20 protein-coding genes and 1 tRNA gene are annotated in these 22,571 nt (G+C 53.9%); 3 read left to right on the top strand and 18 right to left on the bottom strand.

The window, feature by feature from the left end:
* Positions 1-494 precede the first annotated feature (494 nt).
* The 10 genes from PAECUDRAFT_RS15560 to PAECUDRAFT_RS15515 form a co-directional block, all read right to left on the bottom strand.
* Positions 495-2,213 (bottom strand): ABC transporter ATP-binding protein, encoded by a 1,719-nt coding sequence (locus PAECUDRAFT_RS15560; RefSeq protein WP_006039066.1) that lies wholly within the window; start codon positions 2,211-2,213, stop codon positions 495-497.
* 56 nt (positions 2,214-2,269) lie between these two features.
* A complete protein-coding gene (locus tag PAECUDRAFT_RS15555) occupies positions 2,270-3,307 on the bottom strand; it encodes a FecCD family ABC transporter permease (protein WP_006039065.1) in 1,038 nt (345 codons plus the stop codon).
* Entirely contained in the window at positions 3,307-4,347 is a 1,041-nt protein-coding gene (locus PAECUDRAFT_RS15550) for a FecCD family ABC transporter permease (RefSeq protein WP_006039064.1), read from the bottom strand. Before PAECUDRAFT_RS15550 ends, PAECUDRAFT_RS15555 begins: the two co-directional genes overlap by 1 nt.
* A 203-nt stretch (positions 4,348-4,550) precedes the next feature.
* Positions 4,551-5,507 carry a 3'-5' exoribonuclease YhaM family protein gene (locus PAECUDRAFT_RS15545; protein ID WP_006039063.1) on the bottom strand — a complete coding sequence of 319 codons (957 nt, stop codon included), beginning with the start codon at positions 5,505-5,507 and terminating at the stop codon, positions 4,551-4,553.
* A 112-nt stretch (positions 5,508-5,619) separates the two neighbouring features.
* Positions 5,620-5,695, bottom strand: a tRNA-Thr gene (locus PAECUDRAFT_RS15540).
* Between the two features lie 145 nt (positions 5,696-5,840).
* The gene (cysK, locus tag PAECUDRAFT_RS15535) at positions 5,841-6,779 is read right to left on the bottom strand and encodes a cysteine synthase A (protein ID WP_006039062.1); all 939 of its coding nucleotides are present in this window, start codon (positions 6,777-6,779) and stop codon (positions 5,841-5,843) included.
* Positions 6,780-6,912: 133 nt separating this feature from the next.
* A complete protein-coding gene (locus PAECUDRAFT_RS15530) occupies positions 6,913-7,422 on the bottom strand; it encodes a YcxB family protein (RefSeq protein ID WP_006039061.1) in 510 nt (169 codons plus the stop codon).
* A 145-nt stretch (positions 7,423-7,567) separates the two neighbouring features.
* The gene (locus PAECUDRAFT_RS26585) at positions 7,568-10,663 is read right to left on the bottom strand and encodes an AAA family ATPase (RefSeq protein ID WP_006039060.1); all 3,096 of its coding nucleotides are present in this window, start codon (positions 10,661-10,663) and stop codon (positions 7,568-7,570) included.
* Positions 10,660-11,832, bottom strand: a complete 1,173-nt coding sequence (locus PAECUDRAFT_RS15520; protein WP_006039059.1) for an exonuclease SbcCD subunit D — start codon at positions 11,830-11,832, stop codon at positions 10,660-10,662. Before PAECUDRAFT_RS15520 ends, PAECUDRAFT_RS26585 begins: the two co-directional genes overlap by 4 nt.
* Positions 11,833-12,309: 477 nt before the next feature.
* Complete coding sequence (locus PAECUDRAFT_RS15515; RefSeq protein ID WP_006039058.1) at positions 12,310-12,639, bottom strand: hypothetical protein; 330 nt, start codon at positions 12,637-12,639, stop codon at positions 12,310-12,312.
* Between the two features lie 115 nt (positions 12,640-12,754).
* Between PAECUDRAFT_RS15515 and PAECUDRAFT_RS15510 the strand changes: the two genes are divergently transcribed.
* Positions 12,755-13,036 (top strand): hypothetical protein, encoded by a 282-nt coding sequence (locus tag PAECUDRAFT_RS15510; RefSeq protein WP_006039057.1) that lies wholly within the window; start codon positions 12,755-12,757, stop codon positions 13,034-13,036.
* 31 nt (positions 13,037-13,067) lie between these two features.
* Entirely contained in the window at positions 13,068-13,397 is a 330-nt protein-coding gene (locus PAECUDRAFT_RS15505; protein ID WP_040712909.1) for a spore coat protein, read from the top strand.
* 121 nt (positions 13,398-13,518) lie between these two features.
* On the opposite strand, the gene pdaA is transcribed toward PAECUDRAFT_RS15505, so the two are convergent.
* The 4 genes from pdaA to PAECUDRAFT_RS15485 form a co-directional block, all read right to left on the bottom strand.
* The gene (gene pdaA, locus PAECUDRAFT_RS15500; RefSeq protein ID WP_040712847.1) at positions 13,519-14,298 is read right to left on the bottom strand and encodes a delta-lactam-biosynthetic de-N-acetylase; all 780 of its coding nucleotides are present in this window, start codon (positions 14,296-14,298) and stop codon (positions 13,519-13,521) included.
* Positions 14,299-14,418: 120 nt separating this feature from the next.
* A complete protein-coding gene (locus PAECUDRAFT_RS15495; RefSeq protein ID WP_006039054.1) occupies positions 14,419-14,865 on the bottom strand; it encodes a hypothetical protein in 447 nt (148 codons plus the stop codon).
* 232 nt (positions 14,866-15,097) lie between these two features.
* Complete coding sequence (locus tag PAECUDRAFT_RS15490) at positions 15,098-15,379, bottom strand: type II toxin-antitoxin system RelE/ParE family toxin (RefSeq protein ID WP_040712845.1); 282 nt, start codon at positions 15,377-15,379, stop codon at positions 15,098-15,100.
* A complete protein-coding gene (locus PAECUDRAFT_RS15485) occupies positions 15,380-15,613 on the bottom strand; it encodes a hypothetical protein (RefSeq protein WP_006039052.1) in 234 nt (77 codons plus the stop codon). It abuts the gene before it with no gap.
* 189 nt (positions 15,614-15,802) lie between these two features.
* Here PAECUDRAFT_RS15485 and PAECUDRAFT_RS15480 point away from each other — a divergent pair, with 189 nt between their 5' ends.
* Positions 15,803-17,242 carry a SpoVR family protein gene (locus tag PAECUDRAFT_RS15480; protein WP_006039051.1) on the top strand — a complete coding sequence of 480 codons (1,440 nt, stop codon included), beginning with the start codon at positions 15,803-15,805 and terminating at the stop codon, positions 17,240-17,242.
* A 116-nt stretch (positions 17,243-17,358) separates the two neighbouring features.
* Here PAECUDRAFT_RS15480 and PAECUDRAFT_RS15475 read toward each other — a convergent pair whose 3' ends face one another.
* The 4 genes from PAECUDRAFT_RS15475 to PAECUDRAFT_RS15460 are packed head-to-tail and all read right to left on the bottom strand — an operon-like array spanning position 17,359 to position 22,456.
* Entirely contained in the window at positions 17,359-18,447 is a 1,089-nt protein-coding gene (locus PAECUDRAFT_RS15475; RefSeq protein WP_006039050.1) for a peptidylprolyl isomerase, read from the bottom strand.
* 49 nt (positions 18,448-18,496) lie between these two features.
* Entirely contained in the window at positions 18,497-18,931 is a 435-nt protein-coding gene (locus PAECUDRAFT_RS15470; RefSeq protein ID WP_006039049.1) for an SMI1/KNR4 family protein, read from the bottom strand.
* A gap of 31 nt (positions 18,932-18,962) precedes the next feature.
* Positions 18,963-20,675 carry an ABC transporter ATP-binding protein gene (locus tag PAECUDRAFT_RS15465; protein WP_006039048.1) on the bottom strand — a complete coding sequence of 571 codons (1,713 nt, stop codon included), beginning with the start codon at positions 20,673-20,675 and terminating at the stop codon, positions 18,963-18,965.
* Positions 20,672-22,456: an ABC transporter ATP-binding protein gene (locus tag PAECUDRAFT_RS15460; RefSeq protein ID WP_006039047.1), complete on the bottom strand. Its 1,785-nt coding sequence runs from the start codon at positions 22,454-22,456 to the stop codon at positions 20,672-20,674. Before PAECUDRAFT_RS15460 ends, PAECUDRAFT_RS15465 begins: the two co-directional genes overlap by 4 nt.
* Positions 22,457-22,571: the final 115 nt, after the last annotated feature.

The following is a 22,571-nucleotide window of genomic DNA, read 5'->3' as shown; positions in this document are numbered from 1 at the left end:
CATGGAGAAATCTGCTCATTGCAGTTCATGCAATGATATTGGCTTGAGCGAGGGAGTAAGGCGGTGTCATTGTATCCTGTGCAACGGGAAAGACGCTTTCTATGTTTTGAGCACATTTTGCCACTTCTGGACCGTATCTCATTGCATGAACTGCAACGGGAACCTTTAGGGCAGGCTGTTCATGCCTTTTTCGTTGTACAGAATGCAACCACATAGCATCGAGATAGAGAAATCTTGTCTATTAAGGGCAATCCGGCGATAAAAAAGCTGTCCCAAAAGTCAATTGATAATGACTTTTGGGACATCCTCTATTGTTTCTATTGTGCGCGGCCGGCAGGCCGATAGGGCATATTCTCATGCCCTATTCGCGGTCTCGCGCGGCCGGCAGGCCGATAGGGCATATTCTCATGCCCTATTCGCGGGCTCGCGCGGCCGGCAGGCCAATAGGGCATATTCCCATGCCCTATTCGCCATCTTGCGCGGTCGGCGCAGCCTTACAGGGCGCCGAACTGCGCCTCGTGCAGTCGGCTGTAGATGCCGCCTGCCGCGATCAGCTCTTGGTGCCGGCCCTGCTCGGATATGCCGTCCGGCGTCACGACGACAATCCGGTCGGCATTTTTAATTGTCGCCAATCGGTGGGCAATAACCAGCGTGGTGCGCCCTTCCGACAGCTCAGCGAGCGACTGCTGAATCATCCACTCCGTCTCGGTATCCAGCGCCGAGGTGGCTTCGTCTAGAATAAGAATCGGCGGGTTTTTCAAGAACATCCGTGCGATCGAAAGCCGCTGCTTCTGTCCGCCGGACAGCTTCACCCCGCGCTCACCGATAACCGTGTCCATGCCATCCGGCTGCTGTTTGATAAATTCATCCAAGCGTGCGCGGCGCGCCGCTTCCCACAGCTCGGCCTCTGAAGCATTCAGCTTGCCGTAGCTAATATTTTCACGAATCGTACCTGCGAACAGGAATACGTCCTGCTGTACGATGCCGATCTGCCTGCGCAGCGATTGAAGCTTCACGTGGCGGATGTCCGTACCGTCTATGCGTACAGCCCCTTCCGTTACCTCATAAAACCGCGGCAGCAGGCTGCACAGCGTCGACTTGCCCGCTCCGGAAGGGCCGACGAAGGCGACGGTTTCCCCTTTGCGTATCGTCAGGTTAATGCCGCTCAGCACTTGCGCGTCATCGTCATAGCCGAACGAAACATTTTGGAACTGGATCGTATTGTGCAGCTCGCCTAATTCGATCGCATCCGGCGCATCCTGAACATCCGGCTCTGTGTCTAGCAGCTCCAAATACCGTTTGAATCCGGCAATCCCTTGCGGATAGCTCTCGATAATCGCGTTAATCTTCTCAATTGGGCGGAAAAACACGTTCGTGAGCAGCAAGAAACCGATAAATTGTCCATAAGTCAGGTCATCCTGAATGACGAACCACGTGCCGCACACCATGACGAACAGCGTTACGAAACGCATCATCATGTAGCTGATCGAGCTATTCTTCGCAATCAGTTTGTACGAGACCAGCTTGGATAAGCGGAACCGGCCGTTATTGACAGCGAATTGCTCCTTCTCGTGCTCCTCGTTGGAAAAGGCTTGAACAACGCGAATGCCGCCGACATTGTCTTCCACCCGAGCATTAAAATCACCGATATCGCCGAATAGCTGGTGAACCGCCTTCGTCATTTTGCCATTGAAATAAATAACGATCCAAATGATGAGCGGAACGACGATAAACGTCATGACCGCCAGCTTCCAGTGAATAAACAGCATAAGCACGAAAGCGCCCGAAAGCGTCATGACCGCAATAAATAAATCCTCAGGACCATGGTGGGCCATCTCGCCGATTTGCAGCATATCATTCGTCAAACGCGTCATGAGATGCCCCGTCTTCGTATTATCGAAAAACCGGAAAGACAGCTTCTGGATATGCTCGAACAGCTTCCGCCTCATATCCGTTTCAATATTAATGCCAAGCATATGTCCCCAATAGTTGACGATGTACATCAGGAACGTATTGAGCACGTACAACGCCAGCAAGCCAGCGGATGCCCACAAAATAAGGCCCCATTCCTGATTAGGCAGCAGATCATCTACGAATTTGTTAATGGCAAGCGGAAATCCGAGCTCGATGAGCCCCGCCAGCACCGCACAGCCAAAATCGAGCATAAACAAACCTTTATACGGTCGATAGTAAGAAAAAAATCGTTGAAGCATTCCGTCATCCCAACTCCCTTCGGCTTTCAGTTACATCCATGATCATAAAACGCAATTTATGCTTTGGATCTCGCTAACAAGTACAAGAAATAAGGTGCGCCAATAACAGCTACCACGACGCCAATCGGTATTTCCTGTTTCGGCAAAATCGATCGGCCGATCGTATCGGCTACAATCGTGAGCAGCGCGCCTACGAGCGCGGCCGTCGGGATCAGCAGCTGATGCTTCGGCCCAACCAGCCTTCTTGCGAGATGCGGCCCGATTAAACCGACGAATCCGATGCCGCCGCTGACGGACACGCATGAGCCCGCAAGGCCGACCGCTACCGCGAGAAGGACTCTGCGCGATTTTTCAATCGGCGCCCCTAGCCCCGCTGCTGTCTGCTCGCTCAAGTTCAATATGTTCAACACATTCGCCCGCATCATCGTATAGGGAATCAATAAGACAATCCAAGGGAGCAGCGCAAGCACGAACTTCCAGTTCGTCCCCCAAACGCTGCCGATGAGCCAGGTTTGAACAAATTGATATTGCTCTGGGCTAATTCGAAGCGTTATGACAATCATAATCGAGCTGATGCCTGCTGCAACCGCGATGCCTGTCAAAATCAAGCTCGTAGGCGAAATGCCCTCATTGCGCTTATACGCCAAAGAATAAATGACAAAAGCCGCTAATCCCGCACCTAGCATCGCAAGCATCGGGAGCACGAACACCCCAACGCTGCCAGCCGCATTCGAATAAAACGCGACGTATAAGGTTACGACAAGGCCCGCTCCGGCATTAATGCCGAGTATGCCAGGATCAGCCAGCGCATTGCGCGATACCCCTTGCAAAATACAGCCCGAAACCGCAAGCCCTGCGCCGATCAGCAGCGAGATCACGATGCGCGGAAGCCGGAAGTCGAACAAAATCAGCTCATCCTTGCTTGAGCCGAAGCCGAATAAAGTTCGCAATACGCTCATCGGCGACATTCGAATGTAGCCGCTGTTCATGCTGATAATAAATGAAACAATAATAAGCGCGCCCAAAATCGACATGACAAGTATGCCGCGTCTGCGCCTGCGGCTTTCAACCGAAAGACGATTCACTGCTTCCATTACAGCCCTCTCCTTTCTTTACGAGCAAGATAGAGGAAGAATGGAACGCCGATCATCGAAATGACCGCGCCAAGCGGAATATTTTCCATAGGCGGATTAATCATTCGCGCCGCCAAGTCAGCCAGCACGACCAGCAACCCGCCCAGTATCGCAGAGCAAGGAATGATCCAGCGATAATCGACGCCGACCAAATATCGGGTCACATGAGGAACGAGCAGCCCGACGAAGGCAACAGCGCCTACGACAGAAACGGAAACGCCCGCGAGCACAAGTACGATCAGCATCGCAATCAGCTTGACCAGACCCGTTCGTTGGCCAAGGCTCGATGCGATCTCTTCCCCTAAGCTTAGCAGCGTAATGGACTTCGAGATCATAAGGGCCCCGATGAAAGCTACTGCTAGCCATGGCGTAATGATCTCAAGTTGGGACCACTTGGTGCCCGCTACGCCGCCTGCCATCCAGAAGGCGATGTCTTGTCCGATTTTGAAGGACAGCTGAATGCCTTCGCTTAACGCGGTAAGCAGCGCGGAAACCGCTGCGCCTGCAAGCACGAGCCGCACAGGCGTTAAGCCCCCCTTGGCCAGCGAGCCGATGCCGAATACGATGCCGGCACCGAGTGCCGCACCCAAGAAGCAGCATGCAATAATGCTGTTATACGACATGCCCGGCGCAAATGCGAAGCAGAGCGATAACACGAAGCCTGCGCCTGAGTTCAAGCCCAGCAATCCCGAATCGGCCATCGGGTTGCGCGTCATCCCCTGCATAAGCGCGCCTGCAACTGCAAAGCTTGCGCCGACCAGCGCGCTTGCCAGCACGCGCGGCAGCCGAATCTCCTGAATGACCTGATGCGACGTCAGATTCGGGTTAAAATGAAAAACAGCTGCCCATACGGTCGTAAACTTGATATCTGCCGCACCGTAGGAAATCGCAAGAGCGATGCTAAACAGCAGCGCAGCAGCCCCGCCTATCAGAACAAGCGTTGCAGCTAATGGACGGGTGCGAAGCTTCGGCTGCTCCACCGTCGAAGATGACTTACTCATGATGACAGGTTCCTTCCTAGTGAGAGATAACGATAATCATTATCATAATAATAACAGAAGTGAATCGGCAATTTCTATGATTGGACCTTTTTTCCTAAAAAAAAGTTTACGGGCAGGTTTGAATCTTCCCCCGCAAGCGTCCCAAAGTCCATAATCACAGGGAAAGAGAGCAGCAAACTGCTCTCTTCCTTCCCGCTCTTCAGCTAAGGCTTCGTCCGATAAACCGCTTTGTTATCGAGCCCGCGGATGACAGGCGTCCATGGCTCCGATGCAGGCGTCGAATCAAGCGCATCCTCTACCATCTGCAGCTTGGCATCTAACGAGTCAATGTAATGCAGTGCGACCGCTTCCGCCGTCTGCGGCTGAACGGGGCTGCCCCATTCGCCCGTATTATGATGGGACAAGACGAGATGCTGTAGCCCAATCACCTGCTCGGCCTCCAGTGAAATCCCCGTCTGGATCGCTGCTTCCGTAATCCAAGACGACGCAAGCGCAATATGCCCAATTAGCTTGCCAACTACGCTATAATCTGATACGACGCCCAGCTGTGCCGTCATTTCCTCCGTTTTGGCAATATCATGGAGAATAATGCCCGCCCGCAGCATATCGGCGTTCAAGAACGGTCGTTGGCGGCTGACGAAATCACCTAGTTCCAGCATACGCACAATATGATAGGCAAGGCCTGCATAGTAGGCGTGGTGATGCGTCTTCGCGGCCGGATAATGCATCAGCTTTTCTTCCGCCTTCGCGATGCAAAACGAAACGATCGTACGAACAACTTCGTCTTTAATCGAATCTGCTTCGTGCTTGATCGTATGAACAAGGTCGATTGGCCGGATGGGCGCAGATCGAATAAAATCTGTAACCGAAACGCCGTCCTCCGGAACGGCAAGGCGCATTTGGATCACTTTGATTTGCAGCCGCTCGCGATAGGTTTGGACGATGCCTTTCACTTTCACCAATCCCATTGGGAAAAAGGTTTCCTTATCCATGGAGGAAACATCCCACATCTTCGCTGACAGCTGTCCTGTCGAGTCGCACAGCACGATATCAAAATAATCTTTGGGCGGCGTTGCATTCGTCTGGCGAATGTCCAGCTCTTTCAATAAATAAAATCCAGTAAACTCATCTTGGCTTACTAATTGATTAATCTGTGTCATGCCAATCCTCCATAACGAAAATAAGTGCTTTTATTATACTACGAGATTCATAGGTCATGATGGAAACATCAAAAAAAACACGGCCCGAAGGACCGTGTTATCGTTAATGAAATGGTGCTGATGAAGGGATTCGAACCCCCGACCTACGCATTACGAATGCGTTGCTCTACCAGCTGAGCTACATCAGCAATTAAAGATGTCGGATTAACAGCGACTTTTATATAATACTTGCTGATTAGAGCGGAGTCAAGCAACTATTTTCATAGCAAAATGCTTTATCGGACGGCAAGCATGTACGCATGTCAGGCATCCACAAAGGCAAGCATTCTTCGCTTACTCGCCGCGTCCGTACAAGCCAGCCGACAAGTACCGCTCGCCCGTATCCGGCAGCAGCACAACGATCCGTTTGCCTTTAAATTCCGGCTTGCGCGCCAGAGCGGTCGCCGCGTACACAGCTGCGCCTGAAGAAATACCTACAAGCAAGCCTTCAGTGCGAGCCAGAATACGGGACGTTTCCATCGCATCATCGCTGCTGATCTGAATAATTTCATCGACGACCTCCGGGCGGTAAATCCCAGGCACGAAGCCAGCCCCAATGCCTTGAATGCCATGCGCGCCTGGCCTGCCGCCGGATAACACCGGCGAATCAGCAGGCTCAACTGCAACGATCCGTATCTCCGGCTTCCGTTCCTTCAACAGACTGCCGACGCCAGTAATCGTTCCGCCCGTGCCAACCCCAGCGACGAATGCTGCCAGATCGCCGTCCGTGTCCTGCCAAATTTCCTCCGCCGTCGTGCTGCGATGGATCGCCGGATTCGCAGCATTTTCGAATTGCTGAGGGATATAGGAGCCTGGAAACTGCTGCTTGAGCTCCTCTGCACGCTTAATCGCGCCTCGCATTCCCTCAGCTGCAGGCGTTAACACAAGCTCAGCACCGAGCGCTTTCATTAACGTGCGCCGCTCTAGCGAGAACGACTCTGGCAGCACAATAACGAGCCGATAGCCAAGCGCCGCAGCCGCAAAAGACAGCGCGATGCCTGTATTGCCGCTCGTAGGCTCAATAATCGTCGCCCCCGGACGCAGCAGGCCCTGCTCTTCCGCATCCTTAATCATGGCGAAGCCGATTCTGTCCTTCACGCTGCCAGCAGGGTTGAAGTACTCCAGCTTTCCAACAATCGAAGCCTCAAGCCCAAGCTTCTTCCCGTAATTGTCTAATGCGAGCAAAGGCGTGTGCCCGATCAGTTCCGTTAAATTCCCAGCAATTCGTGCCAATCGAATCCCCTCCAATGTGATCATATTAAGGAATAGTGTAATTCAAATGCGGCATTGTTATCCATTTGCGCGAGTTGAGAATCGCATGCAGAAGTGCAATGCGTGCGCGCAGCGGCCGAACCTCCATCCGCTACTAACGCAGCTGGAGCTTGCCTGCTTCTACGTGACGCTGGAGCCCTTCGCGGAAGGCGCGCGCATTCACGAGCCGCTTCGGTATCATGCAGCCTTGGTCAGGCGCAACGTATAACGTGAATAATAAAGGCGTTTCCGACGCCAGAAGCAGTTCGCTCCACTTCAGCGTCAGATCGCTCGAAGGCGTTTGTATTCGAATGCCCTGCTCGTTTATTGCAATCCACTGCTCTTCATGAAGATGCCTATTTGCGCGAAACTCTCGCCAGATTTGCCACATGAGGCCAAGCCTTGCACAGCAGCCAATCGCTAGGCACAGCAAGAAGCCGAGCGCGATGACTGGAAAACCGCTCTTCGCCTCGCCTCCCGCTGCCCACGCAGCGCCAAGAAACAGACCATAATAGAGGCATGCGAGCCGCAGCGTAGCCTTTCGGTTATGATGAATCGAAAAATGCCGGTAATCCGCAAGCGTCAGCTTGTACCTCAGCTCGCAATATGTCAAAGGGTTGGCCATTGCTTCGCATCGCCTCCAGCTAATCCGGACACCATGTACCAGAAGCTCGTCTACGCGCGTCCTTCGATACATCGTATGCGAAGCATCGGCTTTTCAAACCAATTGCATAAAGGCATTCAGAGCTGTAAATCAATTAAACATGCCATTACTTCAATACAAACGCCGTACGGCTATGGCCTTCCTTCGTCTTCGTCACTTCCAGCGCAGCGGGAAGCGCCTGCTTCAGCTCCTGAACGTGAGAAATAACGCCGATCATCCGGCCTGCTTTCTGCAAATCGACCAGCGTCGATATCGCTTTGCCAAGCGACTCCTCGTCCAAAGAGCCGAAGCCCTCGTCAATGAACATCATCTCGATGGAGATGCCGCCTTGATGCGATTGAATGACATCCGTCATGCCAAGCGCCAATGCGAGCGAAGCGTTAAATTTCTCGCCGCCCGACAGCGACTTCACATCGCGGTTCTGGCCGGTATAGGCGTCGTAAACATCAAGCCCGAGCCCGCTCTGGCGTCCGCGCGCCTCCAGCCGATCGCTTCGCTGCAAAACAAACTGGCCATCCGACAGCCCGCGCAGCCGTTCGTTCGCGGCGTGGAGGATCTGCTCCAAATACTCGATCAAAATGTAACGCTCGAACGAGATTTTGAGTGCATTATCGCCCTTCACCATCGTATACAGGTCTGCCACCTTCTCAAGCTGCCCTTCCAGCGAGCTGCAGCGTTCCGCCGTCTCTGCGACCGCCATTCGCAGCCGCTCCGCTTCGCCAGCGTGGCGATCCGCCGTCGCCAATGAAGCGAGCGCCTGCTCCAGCTCGCCGCGCATCGCCGCCAGCTCCTGCTCAATCGCCGCTGTATCGATCGGCGACTGGCCTTCAAGCTCGCGTTCCAGCTGCGCGACCTGCTCCGCAATCGCTGCAGCAGCCGCCCGATAAGCGTCCGCCAGCTCCCGCAGCGCGGCACGCGCCTGCTCGCTTCGCTTCGCCGCGCGATACGCTTCCGCATCGGCGAAGCCGCCCTTGCCGAGCTCGGCCGCATAGCGCGCCGACGCCTCCGCTTGCTCGGCGTCTGCTTCCGCCAGCGCGCTCGCCAACTGCTCAGCTGCCGCCCGCAGCTCCGCAAGCCGCGTCGCTGCGGCATGCAGCCCTTCCTCCGCTGCGCGCCATGCAGCGGCAAGCTGCTCCGCCAGCTTACGCTGCTCCGCTAATCGAGCCGCCAGCTGCTCCGGCGTGCGCAGCCGCTCTTCGATTTGCTCCAGCTCCGCCTCCAGCCGCGATTGCTTTGCGCTTCGCTCCGTCGCCAGCTCCTGCAGCTGCGCGGTTTGCCGATCCTTCTCGCGCTGCTGCGCATCCAGCTGGCGATCCGCTTCCACGACGCCCTCGCGCAGCTTCGCCAGCTCTTCCCGAACCGCCTTCAGCCGCTCGGTATCCGCCTTCAGCCGCTTGCCTTCTTCAAGCGTCGCCACTTGCTGCTCAGCAAAAGCTATATCGGCCCGAATGTCATACTCCAGCATCATGCCGCTGCGCGACTCGCGTCCCTCCAGCGCCGATGCAGCCTGCGCCGCAGCCGTGCTTAGCTCGCGTTCAGCAGCCGACAGCTGCTCCTTCATCGCCTGCAGCGATTCGCGGGAAGGGAGCGCATCCGCTACGGCTACTTTGCTTGGATGCTCAACGCTGCCGCATACGGGACAAGGCTTCCCGTCATGCAGATGGGCGGCCAAGAGGCCCGCTTGCCCTTCCAGCCAAGCCGATTCCAGCCGACTGTGCTCGGCGCGAAGCTGCTGCGTCTTCTTGCTGAGCTCCGCTTCCATCTGCGTGAAAGCCTGGACCTTCGCATCCGCATCGGCAAGCTCGCCAAGCAAGCGATGCTTGTCGCGAAGCCGCGCCAGCTGCTCCAGCAGCTCTGGCAACTGCCCGGTCTCGGCATCCGCTGCCTCGATGCGAGCCGCAGCGGCACGCTTCGCCTCGCGCAGCGCCGCGAGCGCGCGATCGGCGCTCGCAAGCTTCGCGGCAAGCTCGCGCTCCGCGCCGAGCAGCCGCTCCACCTCGCTGCGGCGCTCCGCAAGCGTCCGCACGAGCGGCGCCAGCGCAGCGAGCCGCTCGGCTTCGCGCTCGGCGCCGGCGCGCTCCGGCTCGCGCGCCGCTTCCGCGCGCTGCCGCTGCTCTGCTTCCGCGAGCGCTGCTGCGGCGGCTTCCGCCGCGCTGCGCGCAGCGGCGAGCCGCTCGCGCTTCGCTGCCGCATCGGCAGCGGCGCGCGCGGCGCGCTCTTCGTGCGGCGCCAGCGCAGCCGCACGCTCCGCGAGCGCAAGCTCGCGCTCGCGCGCATCGGCCTGCGGCCGCTGCAGCGCCAGCTCTTCGCGGCGCGCGCGCTGAGCCGCGAGCTCCGCGAAGCGCGCGTTGCGCGCGAGCGCTTCGCGAAGGCGCTCTTCCGCTGTGCCAAGCTGCTCGGTCACGGCAGCTTTGCGGCCTTCCGCCGCGCCCGCCGCTTCGCGATAATGCGCGGCTTCCTGCGCTAAGGCGTCCAGCATTTGAGCCGGATTTTTATGCGACTGGGCTAATACGTCAGATAGCGCGCTCTCCTCGCGAGAAGGAAGCGTATCTCCGGCCTGCCCCATCATGACATCCAGCCGCGTCCGTGCCTTGGCCGCCTCGTCCTTCAGCTCCCGATGCTGCTGCTGGAACCTCTCCTCTAATTTCCGATACAAATCTGTACGGAAAATACGGCGAAGAATGTCCTCCTTGTTCTCCGTGTCCGACGTCAGCAGCTTGCGGAATTCGCCCTGCGGCAGCATGACGATCTGATTAAACTGATCCTTCGTCAGGCCAATTATCGATTCCAGCTTCACATTCACATCTGTAATCATGAACCGATCGACGCACGGAACCGGCTCGCCGGATGTCGTCTCGTAGAGCTCCGCTTTGCCCGGCGTCTCGCTCTTGTTGCCCGCCTTGCGATGCGGAAGCTGGCGAAACACGCGGTACGTCCTTTTGCCCACTGCAAAATCAAACTCAACCGAAGTAAACGAGTCATCCGTCGCAAAATGACTGCGCAGCATCCGCGCCTCCGCCCGGTCCTCTCCGCTCGCCGCCCCATACAGCGCAAAGCAGATTGCATCAAACAGCGTTGTCTTGCCTGCGCCCGTATTCCCGGAAATGACGAACAAGCGGCGGTCTCCCAGCTCCGTAAAATCGATCGTCTCTCCGTCGCGATACGGACCGAAAGCAGCTAATTTCAATAAAATCGGCCTCATACCGCGCCTCCTTCCGACTTCACTACGTCTGCGAATGTTTCCTCGAACAGCTTGCGCTTGTCCGCCTCTAGCGGCATCCCTTTGACCTCATGATAAAACGCCGCGAACAATTCCACCGGATCAGCCGCTTGCCGTGCAGTTCGCGATGCGGAATCTGCGCCGTCCTCGATTTGGACGGATGAGGAGGCCGGTCGACGCTCGACATGCAGCGCATTCGGGTATACGGCGCGTACCTTTTCCATGGGGAACAGCACGGGATTGTCATTCAGCAGCGTAACGAATACGTAATCGTCGCTTCGCGCATGCTCGTTTTCGATTTCCTCGATCGATGCCGACACGCGGCGCATATCGCGCAGCGGAGCCAGCTCCCGCTTCTCTATCTGTATCGCACCCGCCGCATCCATCTCCACGACGAGCCAGCCTTTGCGATGATTCGCTTCCGAGCTGGAATATTTGAGCGGCGATCCCGCGTACCGAATCCGTTCATCTCCCACATGATGCGCCTGATGCAAATGGCCGAGCGCTGAATAATGGAACTGGCGCAAATGCGCCGCATTCACATGCTCCGCGCCGCCGATCGCCAGCGGCCGTTCCGACTCGCTCGTATTGGGCTGCGGTTCGCCGCCCTGCGTCACGAAAGCATGCCCGACGAATACGCGCCGCGCATGCGGGTTCGCTTCCGCTTCGATACGAGCAACGATTGCGCGCAGCGCATCATCATGCGAACGAATCGAATCATCCTCCAGCGTCAGGCGCACCTGCGCCGGGTCCGCGTAGGGCACGAGGTACACATGCACTTCGCCATGTTCATCGTGCAGCACGACCGGCTTCAGATCCGCGCGCAAGCGGCCTGCCAAATGAAGCCCGCGGCTTTCCATCAACCGCGTGCCGAAGTCCAGCCGATCCGGACTATCATGATTGCCTGCTATTGCGAGCACCGTCGTCTCGCATTCCATAATAAGCCGACGCAGCAGCTCGTCCAGCAGGTCCACCGCCTCCGTCGGCGGGATCGCGCGATCATACAGATCGCCCGCTATAATAACAGCGTCGGGTTTCTCTTCTTTTACCGCCGCCACGAATTGCTCCAGCACATAACGCTGGTCGTCCGTCATATAAACGCCCTGCACCAGCTTGCCTAGATGCCAATCCGCCGTATGAAACAGCTTCACCGTCCGTCACGTCCTTCGCTTCATAATCGAGTCTACTCTACCGTCTCTACTATTGTAGAACAAGATCGCGGTCGATGTTAGACGAAAAATTAGTAAGCAAAGCGTTAGTCGATCGCTTTCAGCCGCGCCCTCACCCTTGCGCTAACGGACTCCACAGCCGCTATTGCCCCGATTTTCGCGCATTCTCCAGCGTAACGGACTCCAGAGACGTTATTTGCTGTGTTTTAGCTCATATCGCCGCGTTTGATGCCCATTAACGGCTCCTCGGTCCGTTACATGTTCAAACCGCCGCTTTTTCGCCAAATAGCGGCTCCTCGGTCCGTTAGCGTGTCCGCCAACGCCGTGCGACAGCGCAAAAAAGCCACGATTACCACACCCACGGGTCCTCGTAGCTTTTTTCACGCCGCGATGCAATTCAAAACACTGCAACAATGCTCCAGAATCATGCTCACATTCTTCGATTCGTCAACAAAATCCTCACCCGCGCAGCTTTCCCTCTTGCTCTTGCTCTTGCTCTTGCTCTTGCCCCTGCTCTTGCCCCTGCTCCTGCCGCTTCTCCCTCCACCTCTGCTTCACATACAGGTAAATCGCCCTCGGCGATTGCGTGGCTCCAACGAAAAGCGCCGACCATATCGGCAGCATTTGCATAAACGAAGGATACGGATTGCCGTCTCCGACAGGTCCAACCTTAGGCTGGGATGCATCCCAATACATATAAATAATGAAAAATGCCGAAACGAGAAGACACGCAACAGATGTAATGAGATAGAATACGATCCGGTTCAGCTCCTCACCCCCTTGTTTCATCTACTATCCATATTATCCCACACCCCATTTCGCCATGCCACCCTTGGCATAGTTCCCGACTTCAGGGGGACACTAGCTGTGGAGCTCATTCCGGATCGAAAGGAGACGACCAACGATGCAGCAACAACAAGCGCAAAACCAAGCCCAACAGCCATTAATGGCGCGTCCGCCGCAAGTCGTAACGACGAAAGACTTCCAGTACTTGAAGGACATGCTCTCCTGGGAGCTGAATGCAATGAAGAAATGCCACCATTTTGCCAAAGAAACCTCCTGTCAGCAATCCAAGCAAGCGATCGACAAAGCCGGCCAAATGCACCAACGGCATTATGAGCTTCTGCTGAAGCACTTGCAAAACAACAATACTGAAGAATTGAAAAAAGTACCTCAAATCCAGTAATCGTGGAGGGATACGCGTGACGCCGAATCAAATGATTCAAAATCCAAGCGCAAGCCAGCCGCAAGCAGCAGGCCCAGAGCTGTCCGATCGCGACCGGCTTACTGAAATTCTTGCAACGGAGAAATATTTAACCGACAGCCTCAACATCGCAGCCAAGGAAGCGAGCCACGCGTCCTTGCATAATGACGTCATGACCGTGCTTACCGAGACGCATCAAATGCAAGTCGAGCTGTTCGAGCTCATGTTCGCCAAAGGCTTCTACAAGCTGGAGGCCGAGGAGCAGCAAAAGCTGGACCAAGCGTATCAGCAGTTCAGCGGATTTTCAAACCAGTTCCCTTATTCGGGCGGCACGCTCCAATAAGCTCCTTGCTTACAGTCCTCGCGACAAAAGAAGACACCGGCTCGCAAGTGAGTCGGTGTCTTTTTGACTATCCATGCATGTAATCTTGTCTTGGTTTGGCGACGCTCTTGCTCTTTCGCAACTATGGCGTGCGGCTCACCATCTGATCCAGGCTCTTGAACTGATAGCCCTTCGCCTTCGCGTCGTCGATAATGCGGCCGAGCGCTTCTGTATTATCTTTGGATACCGAATGCAGCAAAATAACCGCGCCCGGATGAAGCTGAGCCATTACCTGCCGATAAGCGTAGTCCGCACCCTTTTGGCTGTTCGTATCCCAATCCTTATAGGCGATCGACCAGAACACGTTCTGATAGCCGAGCTGCTTGCTGACAGATAGGGAACGCTCGTTAAAAATGCCGCGAGGCGTGCGAAGATATTTCATCTCCTTCTGGCCGGTTAGCGCAAGCACATCCGTCTTGACCTTCTCCAGCTCCTGCGTCATCCGCTCAGCCGAAATTTGGCTCATATCCGGGTGGCTCCACGAGTGATTGCCGATCAAATGCCCCTCTTGCGCCATCCGCTTCAGCAGCTCGGGCTGCGATTGAATGTAATGGCCGGTGACGAAGAAAATCGCAGGCACCTGCTTCGCCTTCAGCACGTCGAGAATTTTGGGCGTAAAGCCATTCTCATAGCCATTATCGAACGTCAGGTACAGCTCCTTCGCGTTCGTATCGCCGGTAAACACCGCACCGTACTTGGTCAGCAGCGGCTTGAAGCCTTCTTCGTCGATCGAGGGCAGCTGGCCGTTGACGCTCTTTTTGAAGCCAAAATGGTAAGCCCCGTCAGCAAACGCCGTCGCCGCCTGCGCTGCCCCCAGCAGCAAGCTCAGCATAAGCACTGCCATTATCCGCCTGACTTTCATGTTCAACAAGCTCACTCCTTGCCGTTTGGCTAATGCATACCCCGTTATTTTTCCACTTTGAAGGGGATGATTATGTAGACATGTGCCATTTTGGCTGGAGGATAAATCTGGGTTGAATCGCTAAATCTCTTGCTCATCTACGACGATCACGGGCTCTTCGTCCACCATTCGTCTAAGGGCTAAGTAAGCGCCATAATAAGTACCGGCTTGAAGGGCAGCGAAGATCATATAAATCACTGTAACCGCACTTAAAAGCACTCTCATATTGCCTCCGAGTACAAGAGCAATGATCGCTATAATGACAGCTCCAGCCGCCATATGAAGCCATGTTCGGAGCATGCACCACCATGCGCCTTGGCGCTTTATAGATTTTAATATCAATAGTGAAGCAGGGACAACGAAGACAGTGGTAATGATCGCCACAAACCCAACATAAAGAAAATATCCTTGCACATCTTCTAATGGTCCATCTAATGCTCCAATAAGAAGCAAGTACACGGAATGAAATCCCCCGACGGAAATGACGACCGCTAAAGCGATCACCCATATATGGATAAAAAGCTTCATCTCTATCGCCTCCTTCTCTCATCATGCTAACATACGATTAGAAAAGGATAAGTTCTAACTTTTGTAGTACCTGTACTCCCCTAGTCATATCCCTCTCCCCTAAATACCTTTGTATGAAACGTACTTTACGGATGGAGATCGAGATTATGAACGAAGGATAGGCTTCAGATCGCCAAGGTGCTTAAAAAAATGGTACAAAAAAACCGGCTCGCTGAGAGCCGGAATCGATCGTTCAATATTTGAGATTGCGTTTCATCGCGCCGTGCTTGAATGAAGTGATAACGAATCGCTCACCTTTATCCAGCACCTTATACGACACGATGTAGCTATCTACAATGCAATAATAAGTGTTACGGTATTCACGCGAGGGCAAAATCTTACCCATACTCATGACGTTGTCTTCCACTCGCTTGATGAGATTAATTTTATACTCCATCGTTTCCTGCTGGCTGTAATGATCACTCTTGATTTGATGGAATCGACGACGAGCCGCCTCGGTCCATTGAACGATCAATTACAATTCACCGCGCTTAATCGCTTCAATCATTTCTTCCGTCGAATACACTCTGCCGTGCTTAATGTCTTCTTCGGATTCCTCAATCATCTTTCTAATCTCCGGGTCAGCGTCGAACTCATCGACCGGATTATAAATTTCGTATTCCATGCCCGCAATCTGAATGAACGCTTTGCGATCTTTATGATACGACTCGATCACCGTACCGTCGGGAGCTTTCAGGCTAAATTGCATGATCTCACCCTCCTTAGGCTTTGACTCCATGACTGGAATAACCATGAGTCTTATCTCTGAATTATACCATAAAGGAGCTTTACCTTAACAACTTCGGTCATAGAATCATCGCTCCCCCAGGCATATCCCTCCCCCCTAAGACATACCTTTGGTATGAAACGTACTTTACCGCTCGGAGGGATCAAACCGATGAAACAAGATGAAATCCGCCAACTGGAGCGCGCGATTGATGAGATTACCGAAATCGCCCAAGGGTTCGGCCTCGACTTTTATCCGATGCGTTACGAGATTTGCCCCGCCGACATCATCTACACATTCGGGGCGTACGGGATGCCGACGCGGTTTAGCCATTGGAGCTTTGGCAAGACGTTTAATAAGATGAAGATGCAGTACGATTTTGGCCTTAGCAAAATTTATGAGCTCGTCATCAACTCCAATCCCTGCTACGCTTTCCTGCTCGACGGCAACTCCTTGATCCAGAACAAGCTGATCGTCGCCCACGTGCTCGCGCACTGCGACTTTTTCAAAAACAATGCCCGCTTCAGCCAGACGAACCGCAATATGGTCGAGAGCATGTCCGCGACAGCCGAGCGCGTGGCGCAATACGAGATGGAGTACGGGACAGAGCGCGTAGAGAAGTTTATCGACGCCGTCCTTGCGATCCAAGAGCATATCGATCCGACGATCATTAAGCCCTACAACCTCGATAAGACGAGATACATTGAGCTTCAAATCAAAGAACGAGATCGTTCCGCTGCGCGGGAACCTAAGGGCAGCCTCTACGACGATTTATGGTCGCTTGAGACCAATGAAGATGACTCCGAAGACAAAAATGCCAATCTTAAACGGTTCCCGCCGCAGCCGGAGAAGGATCTCGTCTGGTTCATCGAGGAATATTCGACGTCACTTGAAGATTGGCAGCGCGACATCATGTCCATGCTGCGCGACGAGATGCTCTACTTCTGGCCACAGCTGGAGACCAAAATCATGAACGAAGGCTGGGCCTCCTACTGGCATCAGCGCATCATCCGCGAGCTCGACCTGACGAGCGAGGAAACGATCGAATTCGCCAAGCTGAACAGCTCCGTCGTCGTGCCTTCCCGGCACACGCTGAATCCGTACTATTTGGGGCTGAAAATTTTCGAGCATATCGAGAAGCGCTGGGATAACCCGACGCAAGAGGAGCGCGACCGGTTCGGCATGAAGCCAGGCAAGGGGCGCGAGAAAATTTTCGAGGTTCGCGAAGAGGATTCCGACATGTCGTTCCTGCGCAACTACCTTGATAAGCAGCTTGTGAAGGAGCTCGACCTGTACGTGTTCGAGAAGAAAGGCCCCGAGTGGAAAATTACCGACAAGGCGTGGGCCAACATCCGCGACCAGTTGGTCGTCTCCCGCGTCAACGGCGGCTTCCCGAGCATCGTCGTGCAAGACGGCGATTTCAACCGCGTCGGCGAAATGTACCTCAAGCACAACTACGAGGGCGTCGAGCTTGATCTCAAATATTTGGAGCGCACCCTCCCTTACATTGTGCAGCTGTGGGGCAAGTCGATCCATTTGGAGACGTTTATCGAGGATAAGAAGATCGTGTTCAGCTGCGATGGGAAGAAGACGAGCCGGAAGTTTATTTGAACGAAGTAGCGGAATAAAACTGATTAATAATCCCACAAAAAGCACCCCATGAAAAATCATTGAATCCCCCGTTTCGCTCGGGTCGATTCAGTGAAATTCATGGGGTGTTTTGTTAGCTACTTTATTAGCTTATTCTCGATTTTCGCTTGCGCGCGAAGACCTTCAATAAATGTCGCCGCTAGTTCATAGATTTTCTCAGTGGTAAGCATCTCGCGAATAGTTGCCTTCTCTTCCTCGAACGTCGGCGTTACTGCAGCCTTATGGTCAGTTACTAGAATAATATGATAACCGAATTCAGATTTAACAGGCTTGCTAATCTCGCCAACTTTCAGTGAAAACGCTGCATCCTCGAAGGATTGATCCATTACGCCTCTTTCGAAATAGCCTAAATCTCCACCTGCATTCTTCGAACCCGTGTCTAGCGACTTCTGTTTGGCAATTGTGGCGAAATCGCCTCCGTTGTTCAATTCTTTTACTATAATATCCGCCTCTGCTTTGGTTTCGACCAGAATATGCGACGCGCGTACTTGTTCGGGCTGAGTTATATATTCCAAGTTCTCAGTATAATAATCCCTAACCTCTTGATCCGTTATATGAATTCTCGATTGAAGCAGTTTACGCAACCGAACTTGTTGGATCAGATCAGGGTAGAGATCCTCAACTGTCAATTGGTTTTGCTTCAATGCCTCGTTGAGTGCTTCTTCAGACCCAATTCTTCTAACCATAACTGCAAGTTCTGCAGCTATATCTGCATCAGAAACGACAATTCCCTTCTTGTCGGCTTCTTGTTTAACGAGCTCAGTATCGATAAGGTTATCTAATTGGGTTTTACCTCTCCCCCCTCCAAGCAGCCCTTCATAAAGTTGACGCTCCGTAATCCTAACGCCGTTAACGACGGCTACGTTGGCGCCGCCTGCCACCGCCTCAAGCTTTTGATTCAAATAAATAGACGTAGCGGCTCCGTCATAACGAACCTGCTGCCCGAGTGATTCCGCAACGAATCGCAGCGGGACATACGTCGTGCCATTGTAAATAAACCCTCGTTGATTATCCGGTGTTTTTTTCTCCACACCTTCAAAATAATACTTTATCGGTTGAAAAACGACGTTTATATTGCTCGGATTTGATGCATATCCGATTCCGCTAAAAAATACCGCACCAGCTAAAAAGGAAGCCATTAGATGTTTTTTTGTATACGTGCTCATCGTTTCCCCCATCTCTACTTATTGTTCATACTGGCCACGCATACAACAGCTACACGCTAATCTCTCCCTTAATCCACCCCTCAATAAATTGCTTTAAAGAAGGAGCAACCCAAGTCCGGCTATCATCTTCGTGATTCCAAGTATAAATATCATCCTTGGTGATGGCTCCGTTTAGGACGGAATAACCGAACAAATCACCATTCCCTGCATCAGCAACGAACAATAGACTATCGAATGGCATATATTCGTCTTTATAATCTTCGGAGCTTCTAGCCTCTAGATTTTCCTCGATAATTCGGCTGGTTGGCCAAACAAGGTGGCACCCATACTCATCAGATACACCGTTTGTTTCTTCTAATAAATCTTTCAATTCTTTAGGAAGCACTAGATTGAATCGGTCACTAACCTCTTCAAGCTCTGCCTCGGTTGCAGCCTTTGCAAACGCTGCGTCTTCTTTGATCGTTCGGATGAAATCTTTCCACATTTCCGTTTCCCCCTCTCTCCTGCTCCCCCACCTAACGCTGCGCCATCAACAATTCCCCATAAACGCCACCCGGCTTCGCCAGCAGCTCCTCATGCGTGCCGCTGTCGGCCAAGCGCCCGCGGTCGAGCACATATATCTGGTCCGCGTTCTCAATCGTCGACAGCCGATGCGCGATCATGATCATCGTCAGCCCCTCGCGATGTTGGTCAAGAGCAGCAAGCAGCTTGCGCTCCGTCTCCAGATCAAGCGCGGAGGTCGCTTCGTCGAGGACGAGAATCGACGGATTGCCAATAATGGCGCGCGCAATCGCGAGCCGCTGGCGCTGTCCGCCGGACAGCTTAATGCCGCGTTCGCCGACTTGCGTATCATAGCCGTCCGGCAGCTGCTCAATGAAGCTGTCGATCTGCGCGATCCGGCACGCTTCCTCAAGCTTGTCTTGCGCCACGCCGTCTCGTCCCAGCAGCAGATTTTCGCGAATCGTATCCGGGAACATATACGGATCTTGAAACACGATAGACAAGCCATCCGTCCACTGCTGCCGATCCAGCTCGCTGATCGGAATGCCATTCAGCCGGATTGTTCCTTCCGCCGGGTCATAGAACCGAATCAGCAACTGGGCGATCGTCGATTTCCCGCCGCCGCTCGAACCGACGAAAGCCAGCTTGCGGCCTGCTTGGAGCTCCGCAGTCAGCGACTGGATCACATCCGGCAGCTCCTCCGCATAGCGGAACCGGACGTCCTCGAAGGCAATTTCCTTCGGAGGCTCGTTCAGCCTGCGCACACCCGGCGCATTTTGCTCCAGCGTCAGCATGCTGTTAACCCGATCCATATAAGCTTTCTGGCTGGAGAAGCCCATGAAAAACTGGAACACGTTATAGCAAGCGTCGGACATCTGCGTTGCGAATTGGAAGACGATAACGAACATCCCGATCGAAATGCGGCCGTGCATCAGCTCATAGCCGCCATACCCGAGGACGATCAGGCCGATGCCCCATTTCATCGGATCGCTCCACCGCATCTGCCGATTGACCAGCTTGCCTTCCTCCAGAAACTGCTCATAATAGCGGTCAAACAGCTTGTTATACAGCTTCTCCTCCCACTTCAGCCGATGGAACGCGATGACTTCACGAGTCGAAGCGACGCCCTCCTCGATCTGAATGAGCAGCGCTGTACGGCGCTCTGATACTTTCTTCGCCGCTTCATGCAGCTTAGGCGAGAAATAGTAGCCCGCTCCGAGGTAAAATCCGCACATAACGAGCATCATCAGCAGCATCATGGGATTCGCGAAGCCGATAATTCCGACTAATATAAGAAAGTTAAGGATCTCTTGCCCGCCCCGCGGCAGCTGCCAGCCTAGGAAGCTAGCGGCTTGGAACAAATCCTGCGTCATCGTGTAGACATACTTGCCGTTCCGGTCACGGCCGAATCGTTCGATGGGCACATGCTCGATTCTACCCAGCATGCGCCGCAGCAGCGCGTGGCTAATCGCGAATTCATTTTTGACCAAATACCGGCTGGTCATCGTAAACATCAGGGCGTGCACGAGCCCCGCGACAGCGAATACCGTAATGACCGTAACGAGCAGGTCGTAATGGCCGCTGCCGAATACATCGTCGATTAATATTTTTTGCACATAGACAAGCGAATAGTTTGAGACCGACTCCAGCACAAGAAATAACAGCACGAGTGCATAGGTTCCTTTTACAATTGACAAATTGCTGCGAATAAACTGCCAGTAGCTCATCTAGCTTTCACCTCATCCCTGTCCCCCGCCGTGCCCGACTGCCCCAGCTCCAGCTCATACAGCAGCCCCTTGCGTGCCATCAACTGCTCGTAGGAGCCAGCCTCTGCTGCGCGTCCATCCTGAAGAAATACGATGCGGTCAAAATGCTTCACCGTCGACAGCCGATGGGCGATCGCAATCGTCGTTCTGCCGACCAGCACTTCATCCAGCGCCTGCTGCACCTCGTACTCGCTCACATTATCTAGTGAAGAAGTAGCTTCATCGAGCAGGATGATGGCAGGCTGCTTGATAAACATGCGCGCGATCGCAACCCGCTGCTTCTGGCCGCCGGACAGCTTGATTCCTCGTTCCCCGACCAGCGTGTCGTAGCCTTCGGGCAGCTCCATAATGAAATCATGCGCGTAAGCCGCCTTCGCGGCAGCGACGACTTCTTCATCGGTCGCATCCGGCTTGCCGAACCGAATGTTATCCTTCACGGACGACCCGAACAGGTACGTCTCTTGGAAGACATAGCCGATCGATTCACGAAGCCGTTCGAGCGGCATTTGATGAATCGGAACGCCGTCCAGCCGGAGCAGGCCGCTTGTCGGATCATAGAACCGGCCAACCATTTTGAACAACGTTGACTTGCCTCCGCCGCTTGCGCCGACGAATGCGATTTTCTCTCCGGGCTGGATGTCCAGATCGAAGCCTCGAATGACTGGCGGCTGATCGGGATAGCCGAATTCGACGCCTTCGAACGCCAAGCGCCCCTTTACCTCTGCGGGCTCGATCGGATCGGTCGGCTCCTCGATCTCAATCGGCTTGTGCATAAACGTATATAGCGGCGCGGTCTGGTGAATGATAAGCCGCTGCTCGGTCAGCTGCGTGACAAGCAGCGTCAGCCTAAACATCGTAGACATGTACAGGATCGTAAACGCAACAAATTCCCCTAGCGTGACGTAATCGTGCCGCACCAAATAATAGCCCGTTAAAAAGACGGCGATGGCGCCCAAATAAAACGTAATGCGCCGGAAGCTTCCCCTTGCAAAGCTGAACGTCGCCGCCGATAAATAGTCGCGCGACCACGCCTTATGCTCCGCATAGGTACGCTCGTGATACCAAGGCTGCGCGCCGAACGCGCGAAACTCGCGGAAGCCGGATACGCTTTCATAGACCTTTTGGTTAAACGCGATTCGTCCTTCGCCCGCCCGTTTTCCGTAATGGGACGCCTTCTTCTCAAAATAGGGGCCAAACAAATAATAGAGGCAAAAGGTTGGCACCATAATGAGCGTTAGCCATGCGTTAATGCTGATGAGCAGCGTAATGGCGACTGCGGTATATAAAATGTTATCAATAATGCCTGGCAAGTATTGGCTGTAGATGCGTTGAACCGATACGACCTCCGAGTTGAACATGGAAAGCGTCTCGCCTGCCGGATGGCGTTCATAATGCGCGAAGCCCAGCTTACGCAAATGTCGGAATATCGCGCCTTGTATATCGCGGGATGCCAACGCGCCAATCGTCCGCTGCAGCATGTTCCGCCCGTTCTTCGCGATCAGCATCAGCAGATTGACCGCAACGAGCAGGCCAAGCAGCCAATAAAAGATGCGGAAATCCCCTTCCTTGACGACGTGGTCGATCATGTATTGAATGACCTTCGGCGTAAGCAGGTCTCCGGCGACCGCCAATATGCTGCATAGGACAAGCAGTGCTATTCGCTTCGCATAAGGCCGCAGAAACGATAACGCCCAGCGATACGACTGCCGAGAAACATTCTGGTCGGCATTCGATTGTTTCATTTGAAGCACCCCCTATTATCTCTATCTGTTCCTGAATTTCCGAAAATATTAAACTAATATACCAAAAAGTTCATGCTATTACTATCAGCAATTCCCAAACCAAATACGAGACTCC

It is taken from the genome of Paenibacillus curdlanolyticus YK9 (assembly GCF_000179615.1).
Lineage (GTDB): Bacteria > Bacillota > Bacilli > Paenibacillales > Paenibacillaceae > Paenibacillus_T > Paenibacillus_T curdlanolyticus.
This window is presented reverse-complemented; position numbering and strand designations above follow the sequence as displayed.